This window comes from Acinetobacter pecorum (assembly GCF_014837015.1).
Lineage (GTDB): Bacteria > Pseudomonadota > Gammaproteobacteria > Pseudomonadales > Moraxellaceae > Acinetobacter > Acinetobacter pecorum.
In genome coordinates this window covers 1-24,383 of record NZ_JACSPT010000011.1, presented here as the reverse complement: position 1 = coordinate 24,383, position 24,383 = coordinate 1, and the positions used below count along the sequence as shown (strand labels likewise).

The window sequence follows — 24,383 nt, the reverse complement described above, 5'->3', positions numbered from 1 at the left end:
GCACCCTTTTTTTATTTTTTAAAATTTTTTGCGCATATTTTGTACAAAAAATATATTGAGGATGAAGTGATGTCGGATTTTCATCACTTATTGTTATTTTGTCCTGCTGGTGTAGAAGTACTATCCTGATTTGCATCATGGGACTTGGACTTATTATTATCACAGGCAGCCAGACCCAGAACTGTACACACTGACAGTGCGATGAACCATATTTTCATATCTCAATCCTCTACGAGTTAGTAGATTTAAAATCATCTCCTGAAACCGAGCGCTACAGTAGACAGGTCCTGTTCAATTTTTGTGAGCTAATGTTGAGGCATAAAAAAACGCATCTTTTAGATGCGTTTTTTTAGCTTTAATGAATTACCAGCCTAAAGCTTCTTGCTGTTTTTTCACCAATTCCTGAATCCCTTTCTCGGCCATTTCCAGCATGGCATCCGATTGGGCACGGGTAAATGGTTTGTCTTCTGCAGTGCCTTGAATTTCAATAAATTCACCTGCCTGCGTCATCACCACATTCAAGTCCGTTTGACAGTTTGAATCTTCTTCATAGCAAAGATCCAGTAATACTTCATCTTTGAAAATACCCACAGAAACCGCAGCCACCAAACCTTTTAATGGATCATGTTTGATTTTCTTTCTTTCCAGCAATACGTTCATAGCATCGACCAAAGCCACTGCAGCACCGGTAATCGCTGCAGTACGGGTACCGCCATCAGCCTGAATCACGTCACAGTCGATGGTAATGGTATTTTCACCCAGCTTTTTCAGATCAACCATTGAGCGCAGGCTACGACCAATCAGGCGCTGAATTTCCTGGGTACGGCCACTCTGTTTGCCACGTGCCGCTTCACGATCGCTACGGGTATGAGTTGAACGTGGCAACATGCCATATTCAGCAGTCACCCAGCCTTGGCCCTGACCTTTCAGGAAACGCGGTACAGAACTGTCTACACTGGCAGTACAGAGTACTTTGGTATGACCAAATTCAACCAATACAGAGCCTTCCGCATAACGTGTATAGTTACGGGTAATTTTCACTTCACGTAATTGATCTAATGCTCGTTGGTCGATACGCATAATAAGTCCTGTAGGGGTTCAAAATAATTGCGGCCCAGTATAGCAGAAGCCTTGACCAAGATTAGGCAAGCGGGGCATTCATTTACAAAATCAGTGCATCAGAGCGCGAAGAAATATCAAAATTCTGCCGACCTGTGACGCTACGATTTGACTTGATTTTTGCTAGACTAAAACACCCCATAAGGGAAGCCAGTGGCAGGAAACCGATTTATGTCCTTACGTGAAGATCGCAAGCAGCAAAGTCATCAGGCACTACTTGATGCGACTCTGGCCTTGAGCAGTCAGGGACGCGCTTTCAGCACGATCAGTTTGCGGGAAGTCGCACATGCTGTTGGACTGGTACCCGCGGCGTTTTATCGGCATTTTCAGGATATGGACCAGCTCGGTCTGGAATTGCTGGATCAGGTGGCGATGCACATCAAAGGGGTACTTCATCAATTGGGACAGGCTTATCTGTATCAGCCAAATACCCGGACCCGAACCGGGCTAGAACTGTTTTTTCAGGCCGTCGGATACCATCCTGAATCCTGGATTTTTTTTGTGGCAGAACGCTGGGGCGGCTCGGATGTGTTACGTACCGGAATTGAACGGGAAATTCATTTTCTGGCCGAAGATGTCATGCATGAACTGGCCAAGATGCAAACCACCCGGCATATCCAGACCCCACAGGACTTGCAGGCTCTGGCACAAATGCTGATTGAGCTGTCCCTGAACTGGGCCATGGGCTGGATTCATCTGCAGCAGCAGGCTGATCCCGAGCTGCGCCAAGTCCAATCCAATGTCTTTAAAAGCCAAAGCGTGCTACAGATGCAGCTCTTGCTGCGTGGCGTTTTGCACTGGTATCGGAGTCCTGCCGAAACAGCAGTTCCCCTAACCCATGCAATGGTCACTCCCCCGACCTAAACAAAAAAACCCGTATAAGATGCAGGTTTTTGGCTGGTCTTCAGTTTAACATTATTTGGCCTTACGCTCTTTTTCAACCAGATAATTCACGACCTGAATGACTTTGGCACCATCCCCCTGCACAATATATTTACCATTCACGGTGACTGCCGGAACACCACTTAACTGATATTGGGCAGCCAGATTTTTGGCTTGGGCAATTTTTGAAGTGATCGGAAAAGATTTATAGGTGCTGTTAAATTTCGCTTCAGGAATACCATAGCGGGTATAGAACTTGGCCAGCTGTGCCTGTTCTAAAATTGGACGCTGTTTGTCATGAATATCATGGAATAGCTGTAAATGTGCTTTTTGACGCACCCCCAATGCTTCAGATACATAATAAGCTCGCGCTGCCTGTTCCCAAAGTGGGTTCATCGCAGCCGGTGTACGTACAAAACGTACATCTTTTGGTAATTTCTTTAACCAGCTCTGCATATGTGGTTCAAGCGAGAAACAGTGACCACAGCCGTACCAGAAGAATTCACGCACTTCAATTTTGCCTGGTTTTTCGACTTTGACTGGTTTTGCAACCACCTGATAGTCCTGACCTGCCACAAAATTGGCCATAGCATTGCCTGAAACGGCCAAAACAGATGCGGCAACAGCGCCTAAAAGGAATTTTTTCATTCGGATTATCGTCCTCTAAATCATTATGCTTAAGTTTATGTGTTCAATATAAATCAATTATGCCGGTTTCGTTTTCATTCTGTGAACTTTTTTGCTGCTTTTATCGCTTTTTCTGCCAGAATCGCTACACTAAACCATCGAACTGATTTTCAAGGTTTTACATCAGTTTCCCTGGCCTTTCGGCACGTACATATTTTTAGCTAATCATGACTGATTGAGGTGACACCAATGTCGCAATTGAATGTTGATCCACAAGAAATTGCCAAATTTGAAGCATTTGCAGCTATATGGTGGGATCAGCATTCCGAGTTCCGCCCCTTGCACATGATTAATCCACTACGTTTAAACTGGATTGATGAACATGCCGGTGGTCTGAATGGTAAAAAAGTGCTGGATGTCGGCTGTGGTGGCGGGATTCTGGCCGAAAGCATGGCACGTCGGGGTGCTGATGTACTCGGGATTGATATGGGCGCAGCGCCTCTGAATGTGGCACGCATCCATGCCGAACAAGAAGGTGTCAGCAATATCGAATACCGACAGGTGCCGGTCGAGCAACTGGCAGACGAACAGGCTGGTCAATATGACATCGTGACCTGCATGGAAATGCTGGAACATGTGCCAGATCCAGCATCGATTATTCAGGCCTGTTACAAGCTGGTCAAGCCAGGCGGTCATGTGTTTTTCTCGACCATTAACCGTAATCCGAAGTCCTATTTATTTGCCATTATCGGGGCAGAATATGTGTTGCGGATGTTGGCCAAAGGCACCCACGATTACAGCAAATTTATCAAGCCGTCCGAACTGGCGCATGATATTCGTAATGCCGGTTTAAAACTCAAAGATATGACCGGCCTGCACTATAATCCATTGACCAAGCATTATTGGCTGGCAGCGAATGTAGATGTAAATTATATGGTCTATACCGTGAAAGAGAATGCAGCAGAGCCCACAGAATGAAAGCAGTTTTATTTGATCTCGATGGTACCCTCATTGATACTGCGGCCGATTTTGTCCGGATTATCCAGCAGATGTGCCGTGAAGAAGGCCGCGCACTGGTTGCACCCGAGCTGATCCGTACCCAGGTTTCAGAAGGTGCACGCGCCATGGTGAAACTGGTCTATCCGGAACTGCAACTGGAAGATCCGGTATTTTTAGCCCATCGTCAGCGTTTTCTGGATATGTACGGTGCCGATATTGCGGTCGATACCGATCTGTTTGATGGTATGTATCCCTTGCTGGAACAGCTGGAAGCACAAGATATTCCGTGGGGCATCGTCACCAATAAACCGCGCTGGCTCAGTGAGGCTTTACTGAAAGCACTGAATTTAACTGAACGCTGTGCGGTACTGGTTTGCCCGGAAGATGTCATCCGCACCAAGCCTGATCCTGAACCGATGTATCTGGCAGCCAAACAGCTCGAGCTTGCTGCAGAAGACTGTATCTATGTCGGTGATCATCCGCGTGATATTGATGCAGGGCGTCATGCCAAGATGACCACCATTCTGGCAGCTTATGGTTATTTACCACTGCAATACAAAGATGACTTAACAGCCTGGCAAGCCGACTATATAGTGGATACAGTTGCAGAATTACAGCGGCTGATTCAGAAACTGCTCGTGCAACGGCAGACTGCGGTATCTTGAAAGCTTAAAACCAAACAATAAGAAATAAGGAGGTAGATAATGAAATATTCAGAATATCAACCTCGCCCCGATCTACTCAAGGATCGTATTATCCTGATCACGGGTGCGGGCGATGGCATCGGGCGTGCAGCAGCAATCAGTTATGCCTTGCATGGTGCAACAGTGGTGCTGCATGGACGTACCTTGAATAAACTGGAAGTCATCTATGATGAAATTGAAAGTTTAGGTGCACCGCAACCTGCCATCTTGCCGTTACAGCTCTCGAGCGCCTCGGAACGGGATTATGAACTTCTGCTCGATACCCTAGACCGTCAGTTTGGCCGTCTGGACGGAATTCTGCATAATGCCGGAATTTTGGGTGACCGGGTTCCCCTGGCGGATTATCCGGTCAATGTCTGGGATGATGTGATGGCAGTTAATCTGCGTGCCCCTTTTGTCATGACCCAGGCGCTGTTACCGCTATTATCCAAATCTGAACATGCTTCCGTCGTATTTGCCAGTTCAGGTGTAGGCCGTGAAGCCCGCGAACGCTGGGGCGCTTATTCCGTATCTAAAATTGCCATTGAAGCAGTAAGCCAGTTATTTGCCAAAGAGCAGGTACATCCCAATATCCGTTATAACTGTATCAATCCTGGGGCGACGCGTACTGCAATGCGCGCCAAGGCCTATCCGGATGAAGATCCAAAAGTTTTACCGACTCCCGATTCTATTATGCCGGCTTATCTGTATTTGATGGGCGATGACAGCCTGCATATGAATGGTCAAAGTATTGATGCGCAGGATTAACCTTCTTTTTACTTTATTCAGGGAGCAATTGCTCCCTTTTCTATGCTTTCAGGCTGCATATGGCGCATAAACCGGGAATGACTCTCGCCGGATCGCATTGAATTTCACTAAAATCCCCGCATACTAAGCCTCACTACATTTAACAAGAGTGCATCATGACTGAATTAAACAATATTACGGTGACCCATTTAGACGATGGCATGGTCTCGCTGCTGATTGATCAACAGCCTATTTCTGAAAAATATGACACCAAGTTTGAAGCCAGTATTGTGGATGACATCAAAGCACTCGAAAATGCCCAGAAACTCAAACTGTTCGAGCAGTTTGTATTTTCACATCATGATCTGAATTTTGAACATGCCTATTATTATGTGACCGGAATTGAAAAATTAGACGATTGTTATCGTCTGGCCAAGCATTTTGTTTATCGCATTAAGATTGAAGGACAACCAGAAATCGAACATGTCATCAGCAATCAGGGCAAAGCCATGACCGCTGAAGATGTACGTACTTTTATCCAGGCACATGTACATAAATCACTAATGGATTATACTGACCTGAACTACGCTTATTAAAAGCCAAGCAGTTTATAGAGAGAGTACTTTTGAAAAGTACTCTTTTTTTAGCTGATTTTTTTAAAAAAAGAATTTATTAATCGAATTTTCACATCATTTTTATAAAATTATACGGTTTTCCAAATAAATCTATATGAACTATGCTTCTTATATCGCCAGATAGATCAGACAGGAGTACAGCATGGCTGACCAGAAACGAAAAATTGAAACAATTCATAAGATTGAACAATTACAATTATCACAGGCCCTGATTGTGGCATTAGATGATGCCCTGCAAGCGGAATCAGTCGCTGAAGCGATTCACTCCTTACAGGGTCTAGCAGAACAATGGAATTAATCTTGAGATAAACCGATAAAATTTTCTGCCATTTCAGTAGAGGATTGATTATTTTACGAGTGATTCAATGCTGCTTTTTTGAACAAAATCATCGATTTTAGCTTGCATGTTTGCCCTCGCTTTGATCAGATAAGAACATAGCTCTTTATACCGAGCCTTATGATCAAGACCGCAGTCTGATATTATGACATCATCATAATATCTCTGCATTTGTTATAAAACTTGTGCCTGTTCTTCACAGTTTCTCTGCAATTTTTCCGTACATTAGGTACTGTAGAAAGTGAACAATTTAATGAGGGTTCAACATGAAAAAGGTTTTGATGGCACTGGCAATTTCTTGCAGTACATTCATGCTGAGCAATGTCGTCATCGCTGCCCCTCATTTCAATGATGATTCGCATTATGGCGCAGACAAGAAAAAAGGCCGCGAGTTCCGCGAGGCTCCTCAAGAGCAGCAGGATAACCGTCGTATGCGGGAAGAACGCGGAGTGAAACGTCTACAACAGCTCAGATGGCAGCCAGGTTATGTAATGCCGCAGCATTATCGTGGTAATGGCTATAAAGTCGAATACAAAGATCATCGCCTGCCTCGACCTGATCGCAAGCAGCAATGGTACAAAGTCAATAACGACTATATTCTGGTCGATTCAGAAAATAACAATATTATCCGTATTGTTGGTGACTAAATTACATCTCATGCTCTAGGCCCAACATTGTTTGGGTCTTTTTTATTTAGGTGACTGATTTTTCCAACTGCCCATGATTTCGCTGTCCTGTGCTTATCTAGCTCTAGCGCAACCATCTTCTAAATTTCTTCACGAATTTAACATTTTAACTAAATAGCCCTCATGCTTTCTATGCACTTGTTCGCTAATTTAGTCTCATCGAAATTAGATTTACATCTTTAGGTGAGAGCCATGAAAAAAGTTTTAACTACAGTTGCGTTATCTCTCAGTGCTTTGTTAGCTACTTCTGCAATGGCAGCACCACAGCATGACTCACGTTATGACCATAATCCGCATAAATCGGCACCACACTGGGACGCCAAAGATAGTAAAAAATGGAATGATGACCGCCGTCATAACAACCGTGTAGTCAATCCAAGCCGGGACTGGCGCGTAGGGCAAACTTTACCACGTCAATACGACAACAAACGTTTTGAAGTGAGTGATCGTGAAGCACGTCGTCTACCGAATACCGGCCGTTTCCAGCAGTGGTATAAAGTCAACAATGACTATGTTCTGGTGAATGAGCGTACCAATAAAATCGTACGGATCATGAACTAATCTTTCTCCATTACTGCTCGTCTTGCAGACACCTGAAGTTCCCCTTCAGGTGTTTTTTTATATCTGTACTTCCACTTGCGTTTTTTTTCATTAGAATCAAAGTTGGATCTCATCATTGAAATAGGCACAGGCATGACTTCGGCAGACACGTCACAAAGCACAACACTGCAATATGTGCACTGGTTTCGCAATTCTGCGCCTTATATCAATGCGCACCGCAACAAAACCTTTGTGATCATGTTTGATGGTGAAGCCGTTTTAGATGACAACTTTCAGCATATTATTCATGATATTGCCTTGTTGCATTCATTGGGGATTCGGCTGATTCTGGTATATGGCGCTCGTCCGCAAATTAACCAGAATCTGGCCCAAAACCAGATTACCACGCCTTTTTACCAGCAGCGTCGGGTCACCACACGTGAATCTTTAAGCTGCGTGATGAGTGCTGTCGGCTCAATCCGTCTGCAAATTGAAGCACTGCTGTCGATGGGACTGGCCAATTCACCCATGTATGGTGCCCGCATTGATACCGTTTCGGGGAATTTTGTCACTGCCAAGCCTTATGGCATTCGTGATGGTATTGATTTTCAACTGACCGGGGAAGTCCGTGCGATCGATACCGATGCGATTCAGCGCCATTTGGACAATCATAATATTGTGGTACTTGGCCCGACGGGTTATTCCACCACCGGAGAAGTCTTTAATCTGCTTGCTGAAGAGGTCGCGACCAAAACTGCAATTCGGCTCAAGGCAGATAAACTGATTTTTCTGGGCAAGCAGCATGGTTTGATAGATCGTAACGGCCAGCTCAAACGGGAAGTCACGCCGCAACAATTGAATGACTATATTCCGCTGCAAGATGCACCTGAAAGAGGATTACAGCTAAAAGCCGCACAAGAAGCCTCCATGAACGGCGTCCATCGGGTGCACCTGATTTCTTATGCCTATGATGGTGCCCTGCTGGAAGAACTGTTCACCCGGGATGGTTCCGGTACTCTGGTCACCGATGCACATTATGAAGAAGTGCGTATGGCCGATATTCAGGATGTCGGTGGCCTGATCAGTCTGCTACGTCCATTGGAAGAAGAAGGCATTCTGGTCTATCGTTCCCGGGAACGTCTGGAAAATGAAATCAACCAGTTTGCTGTAATCGAACGGGACGGCATGATTCTGGCCTGTGCCGCCCTTTATCCGATTCCGACAACAGGGGATGAATTGCGTTCTGCAGAAATTGCCTGTGTTGCGGTCCATCCAAGTTATCGCCAGTCCAATCGGGGTAGCCAGATCCTGCATTATCTTGAAGAAAAAGCCAAAAGCATGCAGATTCAGCAACTGTTTATTCTAACCACGCGCACCGCGCACTGGTTTCTGGAACAGGGCTTTGAACCGGCTTCAGTCGATGATCTGCCGGATGCCCGTCAGGCTTTTTATAATTATCAACGCAATTCCATTGTTTGCAAAAAGTCACTTTAAAGTGACTTTTTCTTTTGGTGCCTTAGCTTAATTTCAGATAAAGATATCTTGTAATTTTGATTTAGTTGTTAAGATTGTATTGCTGCTTTTCAGATAAACATATCAACATATTTAACTTAAAAATATAATTATATATTTCAAAATCTTAATTAACTTAAATAGTAAATATTCATTTTTATATAAATCACTTTTTCGCATAAGTTTTGCGCTTTTTTATTTATCTTTTTTCTTCATTAGAAATTCCTGAATAGTTATTTTTTTAGAAAAACAAAAACGATTAGCGTGTCCCTAAGTTTTCATTCACTAGTGTGTCATTTTCGGGAGTTTTGATTCATGCGCCAATCTCATGTTCAGTTTTTAACAAAGACTGTGGTACTCGGTACTGCGATGGCGGGTGTCATGATGCTTTCAGGCTGCTCGAAAAAGGAAGATACCCTTACCCTGAATATCGGTTTTCAAAAATACGGCGTATTACCGATTTTAAAAGAACGCGGCACGCTGGAAACGACCTTGAAGCAACAAGGGATCAATGTGAAATGGGTAGAATTTCCTGCTGGTCCGCAACTGCTTGAGGGACTGAACGTTGGCAGCGTCTCTTTTGGTGAAGCCGGTGAAGCACCGCCGATTTTTGCTCAGGCGGCCAACTCAAATCTGGTCTATGTGGCCAATCAGCCGCAAGCACCTAAAGCCGAAGCCTTAATTGTACCGAAAGATTCACCAATCCAGTCCATTCAGGATCTGAAAGGCAAACGGGTGGCCCTGAACAAAGGTTCAAATGTGCATTACTTACTGTTAAAAGTTCTGGAAGCCAACCAGCTTGGCCTTGATGATATCGAAGTAATTTATTTACCCCCTTCCGATGCACGTGCTGCATTTGAACGTGGTGCAGTCGATGCCTGGGTGATCTGGGATCCGTTTTTTGCAGCTGCTGAACATCAGATTGGTGCGCGTGTCATTGCCAGTGGTGAAAATGTGGTGAGCAACCACCAGTTCTATCTGGCAGATCGCAAGTTCGCAGAAAGCCATCCTCAGGTGGTACAGGCAGTTGTCAATGAATTGAACCTGACCACGGACTGGGTGGCAAAAAATCAGGATGCTGCTGCTCAGCTCCTGCAAAAACCGACAGGTCTGGCCGTCGATGTCTTAAAAACCTCTATTTCACGCATGGGCTTCGGTGTTAAACCCCTCACGACTGACGTGATTCAAAAACAGCAACAGGTCGCCGATGCGTTTTATGCGCAGCAGCTAATTCCACAAAAGCTGAATATTGATGCAGCAATTATTAAATAACAGCAGAATACTTTGAGAATAAAAATGAGTCATTTAAAAACAGTTTTTTATATCAGCTTAGCGTTATTGAGCTTTAGTCTGACTGGCTGCCAGAAACAGGAATCACAGCAAACGGCTGCTGCAGAAACCAAAGCAGCACAACAGGTACAAAGCATTGCGATTGGCTTTCAGAAATCAGCCTTGAATCTGCTGGTAGCACGCAATGAAAAGCTGTTAGAACAACAATTTCCCAATGCCAAAATTGAGTGGAAAGAGTTTCCGGCGGGTCCACAAATGCTGGAAGCACTGGCAGTCGGTGCAGTGGATTATGGCTATGTAGGGAATACCCCACCCATTTTTGCCCAGGCTGCAGATAAAGCCCTGAGCTATGTAGCCTTTGAAAAAGTGGCTGGAAACTCTTTGGCCGTGGTCGTGCCGAAAGACAGTGCCATCCAGACGATTCAACAGTTGAAAGGAAAACGGATCGCGGTGCAGAAAGGTTCAAGTGCCCATGAACTTCTGGCCAAAACTCTGGAAAAAGCCGGCTTAAGCTGGTCAGAGATTCAAGCCGTCTGGCTTCCACCCGCGGATGCACGTGCTGCTTTTGACAAAAAAGCCATTGACGCCTGGGCAATCTGGGATCCCTTCCTGGGCGCAGCCGAGTTCGACAGCCAGGTGAAGGTACTGATTGAATCCAGTGACTTTCCGCAAACCTACTCCTTTTATATCGGCAATCCCGAATTTATTCAGAAGCATCCGGATAGTCCCGAGAAGTTTATTCAGGCTTTAAATGCCTCTGACCAGTGGATTCTTAAAAACCAGGCTGTAGCCCTAGATATTTATCAGAAAAGTACCGGTCTGAAACCAGAAGTGGCAAAGCTTGCATTTGAGCGTCGTCTTAAACCTTCGCCGGTTCAGCCTTTAACGACGGAAGTGATCAAAGCCCAACAGAATATTGCCGATCTCTTCCAGCAGGTTCAACTGATTCCCAAAACCATCAGCGTCCAGCAACAGATCTGGTCGCCAGCAGCCACACATTAATTAGCAAACAAGATGATTTAATTTAAGGAATATCACATGAAAATTTTCTGGTTTATCCCCACTCATGGTGACAGTCGTTACTTAGGCACCAGCAAGGGCGCACGTGTTGTAGATCATGCCTACATGAAGCAGATTGCCGTTGCGGTAGATAACTTAGGTTATGAAGGTGTCCTGATTCCAACCGGCCGTTCTTGTGAAGATCCATGGTTAACTGCAGCCAGCCTGATTGACGCGACCAAAAAATTAAAATTCCTGGTGGCCCTGCGCCCGGGCGTGACCACCCCGGCTCTGGCTGCACGCATGGCTGCGACCTTTGACCGTTTGTCCAATGGCCGGGTGCTGCTGAATCTGGTGACTGGCGGTGACGAACAGGAGTTAAAAGGTGATGGCGTCTATGAAGATCACACAACCCGCTATAAAACGGCGACCGAATACACCACTATCTGGCGTGAAATTTTAAAACGTTCACATACTGGGGAAAGCTTTAGTTTCCATGGCGAACGCTTAAGTGTCGATGAGGCAAAATTGCTGTATCCACCAATTCAGCAACCACATCCACCTTTATGGTTTGGCGGTTCATCGGATGATGCCATTGAACTGGCTACGGATCAGGTCGACACCTACCTGACCTGGGGCGAGCCACCGGCCGCAGTCAAAGAGAAAATTGCAGTGGTAAAAGCCAAGGCTGCAGCTAAAGGTCGTGAACTGAATTACGGGATCCGTTTACACGTGATCGTACGCGAAACCAATGAGCAGGCCTGGGCGGCGGCTGAAGAACTGATTCAATATGTGGATGATGCCACTATCGCTGCGGCCCAAGCCAAGTTTAAATCCATGGACTCGGTCGGTCAGCGCCGTATGGCAGAACTGCATAACGGCGACCGCAGCAAACTCGAAGTTTCTCCGAACCTGTGGGCAGGTGTAGGTCTGGTACGTGGTGGTGCCGGTACGGCACTGGTCGGCGATCCAGAAACTGTCGCTGCACGTATCCAGGAATATGCAGATCTGGGAATCAGCACCTTTATTTTCTCAGGCTACCCACATCTGGAAGAATCAATCCGTTTTGCCGAACTAGTATTCCCTTTACTTCCACTGGAAACCCAGCAAAAACTCACTCAACCAAACTTGACCGGTCCATTTGGTGAAATCGTGGCGAACAACTACACACCGGACGAGAACAAGCAGGCTGAGAAAATTCAGGAGTCTGCTTAATGTCAAAAGTCGTTTCCGTTGAAACCCTGGCCCAAAAACCGGTTTCACGTGGAACAATTCTGGGGCAGCACCTGCTGCCCTGGCTGGTTCCAATTTTCTTGATTGCAGTTTGGCAAATTGCCTCTAGCACAGGCCTGCTGGAAAGCCGGATTCTGCCTGCACCGAGTGCCGTAGTTTTAGCCTTCTGGAATTTATTGCTCAGCGGTGAACTGTGGACACATGTGCAAGTCAGTGCAGGACGTGCCATCAGCGGATTATTGGTGGGGGGTGGTTTGGGTCTATTACTGGGACTGTTAAATGGCTCATCCAGAACTGCCTCTACCCTGCTCGATACGACCTTGCAGATGATCCGCAATATTCCTGCACTGGCACTCATTCCCCTAGTGATCTTATGGTTCGGGATTGATGAATCCGCCAAATTGTTCTTGGTGGCGATTGGGGTATTTTTCCCAATTTATATCAATACTTATCACGGTATCCGCTCGGTCGATCCACAATTAATAGAGATGGGAAAAAGCTATGGTTTAACTCGCTGGCAGCTTTATAGAGAAATTATTCTGCCGGGTGCGATGCCGTCAATTCTGGTCGGCCTGCGTTTTTCTCTGGGTCTGGTCTGGGTACTTTTGATCGTTGCCGAAACCATTTCTGCCCAGTCCGGTATTGGCTATATGACCATGAATGCACGTGAATTCTTGCAAACCGATGTGGTTCTGGTAGGTATTTTACTGTATGCCCTGCTGGGCAAACTGGCCGATGTCCTGGCCGTCGCTTTAGAACGATTCCTGCTGCGCTGGCATGCCGGGTATCAAAAATAAAGAATAAATAAGGAGCATGTGATGACTGATCTCAGTTTAGGGCGTCATGCCAATGACCCGATTAGACCACTCGAGCAACCTGCGGCAGAGATCAATCCTGCTACAGTGCTTGGTGCCGAAATTATCATTGAACAGCTGCACAAATTTTACGGTTCGGTCAAAGTTCTGCAAGACCTGGACCTGCATATTCAACCGGGCGAGTTTCTGGCGATTGTCGGTCGCAGTGGTTGTGGTAAAAGTACCTTATTGCGCCTGATTGCTGACCTAGAAAAACAAAGCTATGGCGAAATCAAGTTTAAGTCCGCCCGGCATATTCGTGAAGGCATTACTGCAGATGATATCCGGGTGATGTTTCAGGACCCTCGTCTGCTGCCCTGGCGCAGCATCGAACAGAATGTGCAACTCGGTTTACCGAGGGAGCAGCATGCCAAAGCTTCGCAAATGCTGGAAAAAGTCGGCCTCAAAGAAAAAGCCGAACTCTGGCCTTCACAGCTTTCCGGAGGACAACGGCAACGTACCGCCTTGGCACGAGCATTATCGCATCAGCCGCGTATTCTGCTGCTGGATGAACCACTCGGCGCCCTGGATGCCCTGACACGACTGGAAATGCAAAGCCTGATTGAGCGTCTCTGGACCGAACAAGGTTTTACCGCCATTCTGGTGACCCACGATGTCAGTGAAGCCGTGCAATTGGCAGACCGGATTATCTTGCTGGACAAAGGTCATATTGCCAAAGAGTTTAGGGTTAATTTACCTCGTCCCCGGCAAAAAAGTGTCAAATTTGCAGAACTGGAACAGCAGGTTCTAAAAGCGGTTTTAGCAACCTGAAGCTTGGATCAAACCCAAAATCACACAGGGTTATGGGTTTGATGCTTAAAAATTATCTTAAGTTTAATCCGATATACTTCAATTTCCATCCTTTGAACTTCACTCTCCTCTGTCATTTAGTCACAAGACCAACAAGAAAATGAAATATTTTCAGAAACTTGAATTTTCTCTGTGTGGATGGATCTAGCCTGTTTTAAATATTAATCTAGAGAATAAATCATCATTATTCAAAAAATTAGCCTGTGACTGTGTGCACAAATCTGATGATTTGCCGTACAATTGAAGATTCCCTTTTTTCATTGTTTTTATATTTGCTAATGGAACAAAAAAAGAGCACTCAAAAACGCAATCAGCTGCTAAATGCTGCACTAGACGTATTTTCCCTATATGGTTTTAGTGGGGCAAGTCTGGATGAAATCGCACAAATTGCAGAAATGCATAAGTCGAATATTTTCTATTATTATGAAAATAAAGAAGCCCTGTATGTCGAGGTATTAACCACCGTTCTACAAAAATGGCTGGCGCCTTTACAAACCCTTGAAGCAGAACTTGAACCTGAAGAAGCGATCACCAATTATTTGATGCAAAAAATTGAAGTATCGCGTACCCAGCCTAAAGCATCACGTTTATTTGCTTTAGAAGTGATTCAAGGAGCACCGCACATTCTGGAGATTTTAAAAGGTCCGCTGAAAAAACTGGTGAAGCGCAAAGCCAAAGTGATTTCTAACTGGCAGGAACAAGGCAAAATCTCTGCGAACATTGATCCTGAATTACTGATTCTGAATATTTGGGCCATCACCCAAAACTATGCAGATTTCTCTATCCAGATGGAAATGGTCACAGGTAAAACCTTGCGTAACCGCAGCATGCAGCAACGCATTATCCAGCATACGGTAAACATGATGTTATATGGCGTGATCCCACGTAAGGATCAATAAGCACACTTATGATTGGCATACGGCCATAGCTCCTATGGTCGCCGAGCAAACTTAAGCCTCCCTTTTATTTTACCATTCGATATAAATCTAATAACTTCCTCGCACCCAGCAACAGATTCTCTTCCCAGTCCAGATGCGCAGTTTCATTGGCACCATCACTGATATATTTGACTGAAATCAGGCGAACACCCAGTTTTTTACAGACTTTTGCCAAAGCATAGCCTTCCATATCAACCAGATTACACGTGACTTTCGACATGCTGGTTTCAAAACTATCACCTGTCCCGCAAATCCCTTTCGGCAAATGTTCAAAGAACGATTCCAGCTCAATAGCACCCGGGAAATGATGATCCATCGGCGTAACGCCGATTTCAAAACCGAGTGGTGAAACATCCATATCACGCTGTACAAACTGGCTCACTTCAATCAGTTCATGTGCATTAAAATGAGTACTCCCTGCTGTACCCAGGTTCAGTAAGGTAGTGCAACCCGTCTTCTGAATCACTTCAAAGGCTTTAAAGGCTGCATTAATTTTGCCAATCCCGCTGTAATGTACTTCAATACCTTCTGCTTCAAACAAGCCTTTGGACTCATTCGGAAGTGCCATAATTAATGCAATTTCTTGACTCACAATCGTCTCCTGCGCTATATGGCAGTGATATACCATAAAACAGCAGCGCAAGGCAGCCTGAGTTGCATCATTTTAAATACTTAGTCATACAAGGAATTGCATTCTTATTTTTCTGTGGCCTTCGCAATTTGCTGGTTTTGCAAATACTGTTTAAGGCAAGGTGAAAAGATTAAATTTCCATGGTAAAAACCCGCTGCCGTTTTAGTTGCAACCAGTATCCATAACATGACTAATACACCTCCCAGTGCATAAGCAACCGCATATAAAAATTGAAGCTCTAGTGCGGCAGCTAGATTAAATATCGCCAAAGTAAATACACCGATTGGAAAGGTGAGTCCCCACCAGCCCAAGTTAAAGGGCAACTGCTTTCTGGCATGAGATAAGGTAGTCAATAAGGCGATACCAAACCACCAGACAGCAAAGCCAAGCAGGATTAAGGCACCCATAATACCCACCTGTTCTAAAAATAGCCCCAGACTGTATTGATCTATCACTGCCAACACTTGCGGTGCCTGATGACCCAGTAATAACAATGCCAATGCACCTGTACCAATTGGCCCAAGGGCAAGCCAACTGCTAATGGCCATTTCTTTTTCAGGTAACTGATGTAAAGCCAGACGCAACATTAAAATGCTCAGAATTCCAAATGCAGGCAGAACTGAAATTCCCCACAGCATATAGCTGCCGAATAGAATCATGACGCTCTGTTGAGTTGGCTCCTGATGGGCCAACAACAATCCCCCACTACTTGCAGCAACCTCACACGCCACGATGGGCAGCAACCACACTGCTGTCATGCTTTTAAACTCATGCTTCTGCCGGCTATACATAAAAAATGGCACGGCCCACGCAATCATAACTGCAAGTGCCACATCGACATACCAAAGTAGTCCTGCAATCTGTACGGCAATATCGCCCATTTGAACAATACCAAATTTAAGAAAGCCATTGATGATTGTGGCAAGCCCCATCGGGATTGCACCCAAAAATAAACTCATATTTGGATGCTGAAAAATCTGTTTGGCTTCAACTGGGTAATAAATCCAGCGCAGCGCATAAAGACTCAGGAAAGCAACAAATAAGATGATATTCAAAAGCCAAAGCCCGGCACCCATTTGCCAGAAAAGCTCAGATGCCAGCGGAGATTCTGCTATGATTAAAGCGACAATACCGGTACCCATGGTTACTGTGAACCAGTTCGGTGTGAACTCACGGATCAGGTCAGAAACTCGATTTAAATCGGCAAATGGCTTTTTCATCAGCTTCACTCTGAAAGGATGTTAGAACCATCATACGAATAATTAAATATAAATTAAATTTATTAATATTCATTTTTATTATCAATTTAACTGATTATAGATTCATCATTGCATTAATTTTATTGTCTAAAAACACAACAACAAGACGAAACGCTGAGATTATGGCAATATATAGCCTCTCGAAATTTCTAAGCACTTGATTTGCCCATGCAGCTGCTCCGTCTAAATGCTTTAGCGTCTCATTCCAAGTTACCCAAAACTGCCGTGACTATCGGTAATTTTGACGGCGTGCATTTAGGTCATCAGGCCATGATCCGTCAGCTGCAACAGGTGGCCAAAGCACAGGGTTTAAAATCTGTAGTGATGATTTTCGAGCCACAACCGCTTGAATACTTTAAAGGTTATGAAGCGCCACCGCGTATTTCATCACTGCGTGAAAAAGTCGAATACCTGACTGAACTGGGTGTGGACTATATTGCAGTGGCAAAATTTGACCATAGCTTTCGCAGCCTGACCGCAGAAGCCTTTGCCGATATTTTAAAAGAAAAACTCAATGCGCAGCATCTGGTCTTGGGTGATGATTTTCACTTTGGCAAAAACCGCCAGGGTAACAGCGAATTTCTCCGCAATTATGGCTTTGAAGTCACCAATTTAAATACCATTGCTCTGGATGGTGAACGGGTCAGTTCTACCCGGATTCGCCAGACTTTGCTCGCAGGTGATCTGGCTCTGGCCGCACAGCTGCTGGGCCGTCCTTACAGTATTACCGGGCGGGTACAATATGGCGATCAGATTGGTCGAACCCTTGATTTTCCGACCATCAATATCCGCCTCAACCGTCATAAGCCCTGCCTGAAGGGGATTTATGGAGTTGATGTTATTTGCGAAACCTTATCCTTAAAAGACAAGGTAAAAGCTGATACTCCAACGCAAACAGGTATTCCAGGCTATGAACCGACGGCCCTGTTTGGGGCAGGTCATGTCGGCACCCGTCCAGCCATTAAACAAGCGCATCCGGAATGGCGATTAGAAGTACATTTTCCAGATGTTTCTGCTAACCTGTATGGCCTGTTGATGCGGGTGACGTTCTTAAACTATTTACATGGCGAAAAGGACTATCCTTCGCTTGAAGCGCTAAAAGCCGGAATTGATGATGATGTCGAGAAACTGCTTGAGTTTCGTCGAAATCACCCCACTTTTCCCTTTTAATATCCCATATTTTTATTGTAAAACGTGTCAGTGACATAAACTGATTAGATTGGAAGACGACTTGCATGAGCGATAAGCAAACTCCTGAAAATGCAGTGGACTATAAAGCCACGCTGAACCTCCCAGGTACTGACTTTGCAATGAAGGCAAATTTGGCAGTACGTGAAGCGAAATGGTTAGAAGAGTGGTATGCCGACAACATTTATCAGCAGATTCGTGCATCGCGTATTGGCAAGAAAAAATACGTGCTTCATGACGGCCCTCCTTATGCCAATGGTCAGATCCATTTGGGCCATGCAGTCAATAAAGTTTTAAAAGACATCATTATCAAAAGCCGGGTCATGGACGGGTTTGATGCGCCGTATGTACCGGGCTGGGACTGTCATGGTCTGCCAATTGAACTGAAAGTCGAAGAGAAAGTCGGCAAAGTCGGCGTGAAAGTCGATGCTTCAACTTTCCGTAAAGCCTGCCGTGAATATGCCTACACACAAGTTGAATTACAGAAGAAAGACTTCGTACGTATGGGCGTGTTCGGGGACTGGGACAATCCGTACCTGACCATGAACTTCAAACAGGAAGCGGATATCGTACGTTCACTGGGTGCCATTGCCAAAGCCGGCCATATCGAACCTGGTCTGAAACCGGTGAACTGGTGTCTGGACTGTGGTTCATCTCTGGCTGAAGCAGAAGTTGAATACGAAGATAAAAAATCCGACGCGATTGATGTGGGTTTTACCGTTGTAGATTTAGCTGACTTATCTACACGCTTGGGTGTAACCGTTACCGATTCAACAGACATCGTGATCTGGACCACGACACCTTGGACGCTACCTGCCAACCAGGCCGTTGCCCTGCATGCAGAGATTGAATACCAACTGGTGAAAGCAACAGGCGAAAACAAGGTTGCACAAAACCTGATTTTAGCAAAAGATCTGGTTCAATCTGCCTCTGAGCGTTATGGCTTTGAAGCATTTGAAGTCCTTGCTGACTTTACTGGTAGCAAACTTGAAAACTTACAATTACAACACCCTTTAATTGCCGACCGTCAAGTTCCCGTTATTTTGGGTGAACACGTGATTGCAACCAGTGGTACAGGTGCCGTTCATACCGCACCGGGCCATGGTGTAGACGATTATAAAGTTGGCCTGATTTATAACCTTAAAGTAGACAACCCGGTCGGCGGAAATGGTGTGTATTTACCAACCTCGCCAATCTTTCCAGGCGAGCATATCTACAAAGCCAACCCCAAAATTATTGAAACCTTGACTGGAGCAGGCAAGCTTTGGGCACATGTCGTCATCAAACATAGCTACCCACACTGCTGGCGTCATAAAACTCCAATTATCTTCCGTGCGACACCACAATGGTTCATCAGCATGGATGCGAAAGGTTTACGTCAAGGTGCATTAAACGCAATCGAAAATGAGATCAGCTTTGTACCAGACTGGGGTAAAAACCGGATTCAGGCGATGATCGAAGGTCGTCCAGACTGGTGTATCTCGCGTCAACGTACCTGGGGTGTGCCAATCCCATTCTTCGTGCATAAAGACACCAATGAGCTACATCCACGTACGCCTGAACTGATCGAAGAAGTCGCGAAACTGATCGAGCAGGAAGGCATTGATGGCTGGTACAACCGTGATGCATCTGAGTTCATCGGCGATGATGCTGAACACTACAACGCGGTACGCGATACGCTGGACGTATGGTTTGACTCGGGTACAACACACTTTGCGGTACTGCGTGAACGTGAAGAACTGACTGATCCTGCTGATTTGTACCTTGAAGGTTCTGACCAGCACCGTGGCTGGTTCCAGTCTTCATTGTTAACGTCGATTGCGATCAATGAACGTGCGCCATATAAAGGTCTGCTGACCCACGGTTTCGTGGTCGATGAAAAAGGCCGCAAGATGTCTAAGTCGATCGGTAACGTCATCACACCGCAAGACATCATTAAAGATATGGGTGCAGATGGCTTACGTTTCTGGATCGCCTCTGCGGATTACCGTTATGAAATGACGGCTGGTAAGGAAATCTTTAGCCGTGCCTCTGATGGTTACCGTCGTATCCGTAACACGCTTCGTTTCTTGTTGGCGAACCTGAATGGCTTCAAACCGTCTACCGATGCATTGCCTGTAAATCAGTTGATTGCACTGGATCAATACATCCTGCAACGTGCAGCTGAGGTACAGAAAACTGTTCAGCAAGCCTATGAAGATATGAACTTCCATATCGTCACCAGCGCCTTGACTAACTTCTGTATCAATGACCTGGGTGGTTTCTACCTCGACATCATCAAAGACCGTCAGTACACCACCAAAGCAGACTCACAAGCACGTCATTCTGCACAAACTGCGTTGTATCACCTGGTACAGGCATTTGTTCGCTGGATGGCACCGATCTTGAGCTTCACAGCACAAGAAGCTTGGCCATTAATTCCTGAACAAACAGAGAAATATGTGTTTACTGCGGAATGGTATGACATTCCTGTAGCGACTGAAGCCAACATCGTGACAGAAACGGAATGGCAAACCCTGATTGCGGTGAAATCTGCGGTGAACAAGTTTATCGAGACAGCGCGTACTGCGAAAACAGTGGGTTCCAACTTGTCAGCCAAAGTTGAACTTTGGGCGTCGAACGAACTGAAAGCGGTACTTGATAAACTGGGTGACGAACTTCGTTTCGTATTGATTACGTCACAAGTGCTGGTGAATGAGTTTGATGCAGCTCAAGGTGAAGCATCTGATCTTGAAGGTCTTCACGTGAAAGTTTCTGCGGCAGATGGCGAAAAATGTGTACGCTGCTGGCATGTTCTTCCAGATGTGAATACACATAGCTCACATCCGGGACTATGCGGCCGTTGTATCATTAACCTTCCTACAGGCCAAGGCGAAGAGAGAAAGTATGCCTAATACCCACACGAAAAAGGGCTTATTCCAGTTCTATCCACATAATTTATGGTGGATTGGACTGGCCATTCTGGCGATCATTCTGGATCAATGGACCAAATGGATTGCAGTAACAAATCTGAATTATGCAGATCCTGTTCCTGTACTGCCCTTTTTAAATTGGACACTGCTACATAACTATGGCGCTGCCTTTAGTTTTCTGTCCGATGCCGGTGGTTGGCAACGCTATTTCTTTACTTCACTGGCAGGTTTAGTGTCTGTGGTCTTCGTGTTTTGGCTGATGCGTATGCCAAAAGACATGAAAATCTTGCCGCTGGCGATAGCCCTGATTCTGGGCGGTGCCATCGGTAATTTAATCGACCGGATCAGCCTTGGCTATGTGGTCGATTTTATTCATGTGTATTACCAGAACAGCCACTTCCCTGCTTTCAATATTGCAGACAGTGCCATTACTATAGGTACTATTCTGATGCTGATTGATACCTTTTTCTTAGAAAAACATCGAATTCAACGGGCGCAAGCACAACATGACTGATTTTATTCATCCCAACGAAGAAACCCGGGTTGCAGACGGTTCTAAAGTCGAGCTGCACTTTTCTGTCGCAATCGAAAATGGCGTGGAAATTGATAATACCCGTAGCCGTGAAGAACCAGTCAGCCTGGTGATTGGCGATGGCAATCTACTGCCTGGTTTTGAAAAAGCACTGATTGGCTTACGTGCCGGTGACCGTCGCACGGTCAGCCTGCCACCAGAAGATGCTTTTGGGCCATGGAATCCAGAAAACATCCAGAAATTTGACACGGTAAAATTCGGAGAACGTCCGATCGAAGGTCACATGATCGAGTTTGAAGACAAAGCCAAGGCCACCCTGTATGGCGTAGTCAGATCAGTCAATGATGATATTACCGAAGTGGACTTTAACCATCCATTGGCAGGCAAGAACATCACCTTTGAAGTGGAAATCTTTAAAGTGACACCTGCTGGCCAGCAAGGCGTTAAACTGATGTAAAGTTTCAACTAATTGACTGATTTAAAAAAGCTCCTTCGGGAGCTTTTTTTATGTTCCGGATACAAATCATGTCTAGTCACCTTTCTGAAATCTAATTAATTTAATTTGATGATTAAGACCCTGAAAAAGGACTAAATATGAAAATTTATATTGTGGTTGGGAGCGTGCGTGAGGGGCGTACTGCAATTAAAGTGGCGCATTGGGTACTGCAGGAAATTAAAAGTTATACCTTTAGCACTTTGGAAACTGAAATTGTCGATTTAAAAGAATGGGATCTTCCGCTATTTGCTGGCGCTCATCCTCCCCTGACCGGGATTTATGATCAGCCCAAACAGTAAGAGTGGGCAGACAAGATTGCGCTTGGAGATGCCTTTATTTTTGTCACGCCTGAGTATAATCATGGCTATAGTCCAGCTCTGAAAAATGCCCTGGACTATCTCGGCAAGGAATGGCAGGGCAAACCGGCAGCTTATATTGGTTATGGCGCGACCAATGGCTCACGTTCAATTGACCAGATTCGTCAAGTGGGTACTCAGCTTGGACTGGTGGATACTAATGCTGTCATCGAAATTCGGGATATTTTTGCACGGAACAAAGATTATTCCTTCCAGGGCAATGAATTCGATAATAAAAATTTAAAAGCTGCTGTAGATAAACTGATTCGGTATGTCAGTGCCTAATGATTAGACGGAAATCCTGTACGTTTTAGCCTACATGCAGCGCGGTATTTGGCGGCTATACCTTAATTTTCTGCAAGGCTATAGTGAATGCATAGACAGACAGAAAGTCTGCAAAGCGATACCACAACAATAAAAAGCGCAAATCAACAGGACGTTGACAGATTAGACAGGAGTCAGATCTGAGAAGCAAATCCAGAAAAGCCTCAACAGGATGTTGAGGCTTTTTTGTTTTAAACGATTTGTTTTGGCTTGAATAGTCATTTCTCAGTATTAGACATCAACCTGAAATCAGAGATAGAGCCCATCGGCAGCTTACAATCTCGAGATTTTCCAGTTTCCGGATGATATTTCTCTTAGCCCCATATCTTTAAAAAGCGGATTAAGGTGCTGTCATTTTTAACAGGTTGACTTGCGGACCATCCTCAATGACCCATAACGAACCATCCTCTGCCTGGGCAGCCCCACGAATCCGTTCTTTCATATTCAGACGCTGGATTTCTTTTACTGGGGTCTGAGTGGTATCTACAATCACGATTGCCTTGGAAGACAAACCGGTTACAATTGCCTTATTTTTCCATTGTGGGAAGATATTCGCAGTATAAAACAGCAAATCTGAAGGAGAAATTACTGGTGTCCAGTCCAGTGCCGGAGCTTCGAATTCAGGACGGGTACTGTGGTCAGGAATGGGCTTGCCATCATAATGATCGCCATTTGATACTAAAGGATAGCCATAATTTTTAGCCTTGATAATCTTGTTCAGTTCATCACCGCCTTTCGGTCCCATTTCAATGACCCAAAGCTGCCCTTTGGGATCAAACGCCATTCCCAGAGGATTACGATGTCCAAGACTCCAAACCTGCTGGGCAATTTTACCCTGATTCATAAAGGGATTATCGGCAGGAATTGAACCATCATCATTCAGGCGAATAATTTTACCGGCATTGGATTGCATGTCCTGTGCAGGATCAAATTGCTGACGCTCCCCCGAACTGATCCATAACTTGCCATCCGGCCCAAACACTATTCGATGCGCATAATGCCCCTGACCCGAAAATTTGGGAACTTGAGTCCAGATCCGTTTAATCTGTTTCAGTTGGGGGGTAGGCTGGCTCAAATCAAGTTTGCCACGAACAACCACAGCACCATATCCACCTTGACCCTTTTCAGCATAACTCAGATATACCCACTGATTCTTTACAAAATCTGGATGTAAAGCAATTTCACCTAAGCCGCCTTGGCCTCCATACGCAACCTGAGGTATGCCTTTCACCTCGATTTTTTTCTTATTTTTGGGATCAAAGAGCTGCAATTTTCCTTTACGCTCAGTAATCAGCAGCTGGCCATCATTTAAGGTGGCAATTGCCCAAGGTTCATTAAATTGAGCAACCTGTTCAACCTTATATTTTTGCATGCTTGAAGAGACTGAATCGGATGCATGAGTAGCTATAGAAGTCTGTTGAGCAGTCTCAGAGCTAGAGGAGGAATTTTCTGCATGACAGGCAGTAAATGCCAAAGCACAGCAACTAAGTAAAATTTTTATTTTAAATTGCGATAACATTATCTTCTCCATACTGATTTATTGTCCAAATTAACATCAAGATACAGAGTTTCTGGTCTAAATTCAGCATAGAAAAGTAAATAGATATATTTTAAAAATTATAAATAGAATTTATTTTAATAAAGAATGAGTGACTAAGCTTTCGACTAAACTCCAGGCCTAAAAAAACACCCCCGGCCTTTAGACCGGGGGTGTTTCGAATAATGAGCTGGCGATGACTTACTCTCACATGGGTAATCCCACACTACCATCAGCGCTAAGAGGTTTCACTTCTG

At 45.1% G+C, this 24,383-nt stretch carries 25 protein-coding genes and 1 pseudogene; 20 read left to right on the top strand and 6 right to left on the bottom strand.

Going from position 1 to position 24,383, the window contains the following annotated elements; translation table 11 throughout:
- Positions 1 to 83: 83 nt before the first annotated feature.
- Together H9629_RS15480 and rph are read right to left on the bottom strand one after the other, a co-directional pair.
- The gene (locus H9629_RS15480) at positions 84 to 218 is read right to left on the bottom strand and encodes a hypothetical protein (RefSeq protein ID WP_263600642.1); all 135 of its coding nucleotides are present in this window, start codon (positions 216 to 218) and stop codon (positions 84 to 86) included.
- A 145-nt stretch (positions 219 to 363) separates the two neighbouring features.
- Positions 364 to 1,080 carry a ribonuclease PH gene (gene rph, locus H9629_RS09590; protein ID WP_005261502.1) on the bottom strand — a complete coding sequence of 239 codons (717 nt, stop codon included), beginning with the start codon at positions 1,078 to 1,080 and terminating at the stop codon, positions 364 to 366.
- Between the two features lie 210 nt (positions 1,081 to 1,290).
- Between rph and H9629_RS09585 the strand changes: the two genes are divergently transcribed.
- Positions 1,291 to 1,983 (top strand): TetR family transcriptional regulator, encoded by a 693-nt coding sequence (locus H9629_RS09585; RefSeq protein ID WP_064102569.1) that lies wholly within the window; start codon positions 1,291 to 1,293, stop codon positions 1,981 to 1,983.
- 51 nt (positions 1,984 to 2,034) lie between these two features.
- Here H9629_RS09585 and H9629_RS09580 read toward each other — a convergent pair whose 3' ends face one another.
- Positions 2,035 to 2,649 carry a thiol:disulfide interchange protein DsbA/DsbL gene (locus H9629_RS09580; protein WP_064102568.1) on the bottom strand — a complete coding sequence of 205 codons (615 nt, stop codon included), beginning with the start codon at positions 2,647 to 2,649 and terminating at the stop codon, positions 2,035 to 2,037.
- A gap of 228 nt (positions 2,650 to 2,877) precedes the next feature.
- On the opposite strand from H9629_RS09580, the gene ubiG reads away from it, so the two are divergent.
- The 14 genes from ubiG (at position 2,878) to H9629_RS09510 (ending at position 14,852) form a co-directional block, all read left to right on the top strand.
- Positions 2,878 to 3,606 (top strand): bifunctional 2-polyprenyl-6-hydroxyphenol methylase/3-demethylubiquinol 3-O-methyltransferase UbiG, encoded by a 729-nt coding sequence (gene ubiG / locus H9629_RS09575; protein WP_191730996.1) that lies wholly within the window; start codon positions 2,878 to 2,880, stop codon positions 3,604 to 3,606.
- Positions 3,603 to 4,292 carry an HAD family hydrolase gene (locus H9629_RS09570; RefSeq protein ID WP_191730995.1) on the top strand — a complete coding sequence of 230 codons (690 nt, stop codon included), beginning with the start codon at positions 3,603 to 3,605 and terminating at the stop codon, positions 4,290 to 4,292. The genes ubiG and H9629_RS09570 overlap by 4 nt, the downstream gene beginning before the upstream one ends.
- Before the next feature lie 39 nt (positions 4,293 to 4,331).
- Positions 4,332 to 5,078 (top strand): YciK family oxidoreductase, encoded by a 747-nt coding sequence (locus H9629_RS09565; RefSeq protein WP_064102565.1) that lies wholly within the window; start codon positions 4,332 to 4,334, stop codon positions 5,076 to 5,078.
- 155 nt (positions 5,079 to 5,233) lie between these two features.
- Positions 5,234 to 5,653: a hypothetical protein gene (locus H9629_RS09560; RefSeq protein ID WP_064102564.1), complete on the top strand. Its 420-nt coding sequence runs from the start codon at positions 5,234 to 5,236 to the stop codon at positions 5,651 to 5,653.
- A gap of 181 nt (positions 5,654 to 5,834) precedes the next feature.
- A complete protein-coding gene (locus H9629_RS09555) occupies positions 5,835 to 5,990 on the top strand; it encodes a hypothetical protein (protein ID WP_171254894.1) in 156 nt (51 codons plus the stop codon).
- A 305-nt stretch (positions 5,991 to 6,295) separates the two neighbouring features.
- A complete protein-coding gene (locus H9629_RS09550) occupies positions 6,296 to 6,676 on the top strand; it encodes an RcnB family protein (protein ID WP_064095142.1) in 381 nt (126 codons plus the stop codon).
- Between the two features lie 231 nt (positions 6,677 to 6,907).
- A complete protein-coding gene (locus H9629_RS09545; protein ID WP_064095143.1) occupies positions 6,908 to 7,276 on the top strand; it encodes an RcnB family protein in 369 nt (122 codons plus the stop codon).
- Positions 7,277 to 7,408: 132 nt separating this feature from the next.
- Positions 7,409 to 8,749 (top strand): amino-acid N-acetyltransferase, encoded by a 1,341-nt coding sequence (gene argA / locus H9629_RS09540; RefSeq protein ID WP_144724120.1) that lies wholly within the window; start codon positions 7,409 to 7,411, stop codon positions 8,747 to 8,749.
- A 333-nt stretch (positions 8,750 to 9,082) separates the two neighbouring features.
- A complete protein-coding gene (locus H9629_RS09535; RefSeq protein ID WP_064102562.1) occupies positions 9,083 to 10,039 on the top strand; it encodes a sulfonate ABC transporter substrate-binding protein in 957 nt (318 codons plus the stop codon).
- 24 nt (positions 10,040 to 10,063) lie between these two features.
- On the top strand, positions 10,064 to 11,059 hold the full coding sequence (locus tag H9629_RS09530) for an aliphatic sulfonate ABC transporter substrate-binding protein (protein ID WP_191730994.1): 996 nt from the start codon (positions 10,064 to 10,066) through the stop codon (positions 11,057 to 11,059).
- A gap of 36 nt (positions 11,060 to 11,095) precedes the next feature.
- Positions 11,096 to 12,271: an FMNH2-dependent alkanesulfonate monooxygenase gene (gene ssuD / locus H9629_RS09525; RefSeq protein ID WP_064102560.1), complete on the top strand. Its 1,176-nt coding sequence runs from the start codon at positions 11,096 to 11,098 to the stop codon at positions 12,269 to 12,271.
- Positions 12,271 to 13,086 carry an aliphatic sulfonate ABC transporter permease SsuC gene (ssuC, locus tag H9629_RS09520; RefSeq protein WP_064102559.1) on the top strand — a complete coding sequence of 272 codons (816 nt, stop codon included), beginning with the start codon at positions 12,271 to 12,273 and terminating at the stop codon, positions 13,084 to 13,086. The genes ssuD and ssuC overlap by 1 nt, the downstream gene beginning before the upstream one ends.
- Positions 13,087 to 13,107: 21 nt before the next feature.
- Positions 13,108 to 13,914 carry an ABC transporter ATP-binding protein gene (locus H9629_RS09515; protein WP_191730993.1) on the top strand — a complete coding sequence of 269 codons (807 nt, stop codon included), beginning with the start codon at positions 13,108 to 13,110 and terminating at the stop codon, positions 13,912 to 13,914.
- A 317-nt stretch (positions 13,915 to 14,231) separates the two neighbouring features.
- A complete protein-coding gene (locus H9629_RS09510) occupies positions 14,232 to 14,852 on the top strand; it encodes a TetR/AcrR family transcriptional regulator (RefSeq protein ID WP_064095150.1) in 621 nt (206 codons plus the stop codon).
- 64 nt (positions 14,853 to 14,916) lie between these two features.
- On the opposite strand, the gene H9629_RS09505 is transcribed toward H9629_RS09510, so the two are convergent.
- Positions 14,917 to 15,483, bottom strand: a complete 567-nt coding sequence (locus H9629_RS09505; RefSeq protein ID WP_191730992.1) for a 5'-methylthioadenosine/S-adenosylhomocysteine nucleosidase family protein — start codon at positions 15,481 to 15,483, stop codon at positions 14,917 to 14,919.
- Positions 15,484 to 15,587: 104 nt separating this feature from the next.
- The gene (locus tag H9629_RS09500; RefSeq protein WP_191730991.1) at positions 15,588 to 16,742 is read right to left on the bottom strand and encodes a TDT family transporter; all 1,155 of its coding nucleotides are present in this window, start codon (positions 16,740 to 16,742) and stop codon (positions 15,588 to 15,590) included.
- 207 nt (positions 16,743 to 16,949) lie between these two features.
- Here H9629_RS09500 and ribF point away from each other — a divergent pair, with 207 nt between their 5' ends.
- From ribF to H9629_RS09475, 5 genes and pseudogenes are all read left to right on the top strand, one after another.
- Positions 16,950 to 17,951, top strand: a complete 1,002-nt coding sequence (gene ribF, locus H9629_RS09495) for a bifunctional riboflavin kinase/FAD synthetase (protein ID WP_191730990.1) — start codon at positions 16,950 to 16,952, stop codon at positions 17,949 to 17,951.
- Between the two features lie 65 nt (positions 17,952 to 18,016).
- Positions 18,017 to 20,863 (top strand): isoleucine--tRNA ligase, encoded by a 2,847-nt coding sequence (gene ileS, locus H9629_RS09490; protein ID WP_191730989.1) that lies wholly within the window; start codon positions 18,017 to 18,019, stop codon positions 20,861 to 20,863.
- Positions 20,856 to 21,395, top strand: coding sequence for a signal peptidase II (gene lspA / locus H9629_RS09485; RefSeq protein WP_064095154.1), 540 nt, complete (start codon positions 20,856 to 20,858; stop codon positions 21,393 to 21,395). The genes ileS and lspA overlap by 8 nt, the downstream gene beginning before the upstream one ends.
- A complete protein-coding gene (locus H9629_RS09480) occupies positions 21,388 to 21,870 on the top strand; it encodes an FKBP-type peptidyl-prolyl cis-trans isomerase (RefSeq protein ID WP_064095155.1) in 483 nt (160 codons plus the stop codon). The genes lspA and H9629_RS09480 overlap by 8 nt, the downstream gene beginning before the upstream one ends.
- Before the next feature lie 137 nt (positions 21,871 to 22,007).
- Positions 22,008 to 22,550, top strand: a pseudogene (locus H9629_RS09475) (NADPH-dependent FMN reductase).
- Between the two features lie 379 nt (positions 22,551 to 22,929).
- On the opposite strand, the gene H9629_RS09470 reads toward H9629_RS09475, so the two are convergent.
- A complete protein-coding gene (locus tag H9629_RS09470) occupies positions 22,930 to 24,108 on the bottom strand; it encodes a PQQ-dependent sugar dehydrogenase (RefSeq protein ID WP_191730988.1) in 1,179 nt (392 codons plus the stop codon).
- Positions 24,109 to 24,383: the final 275 nt, after the last annotated feature.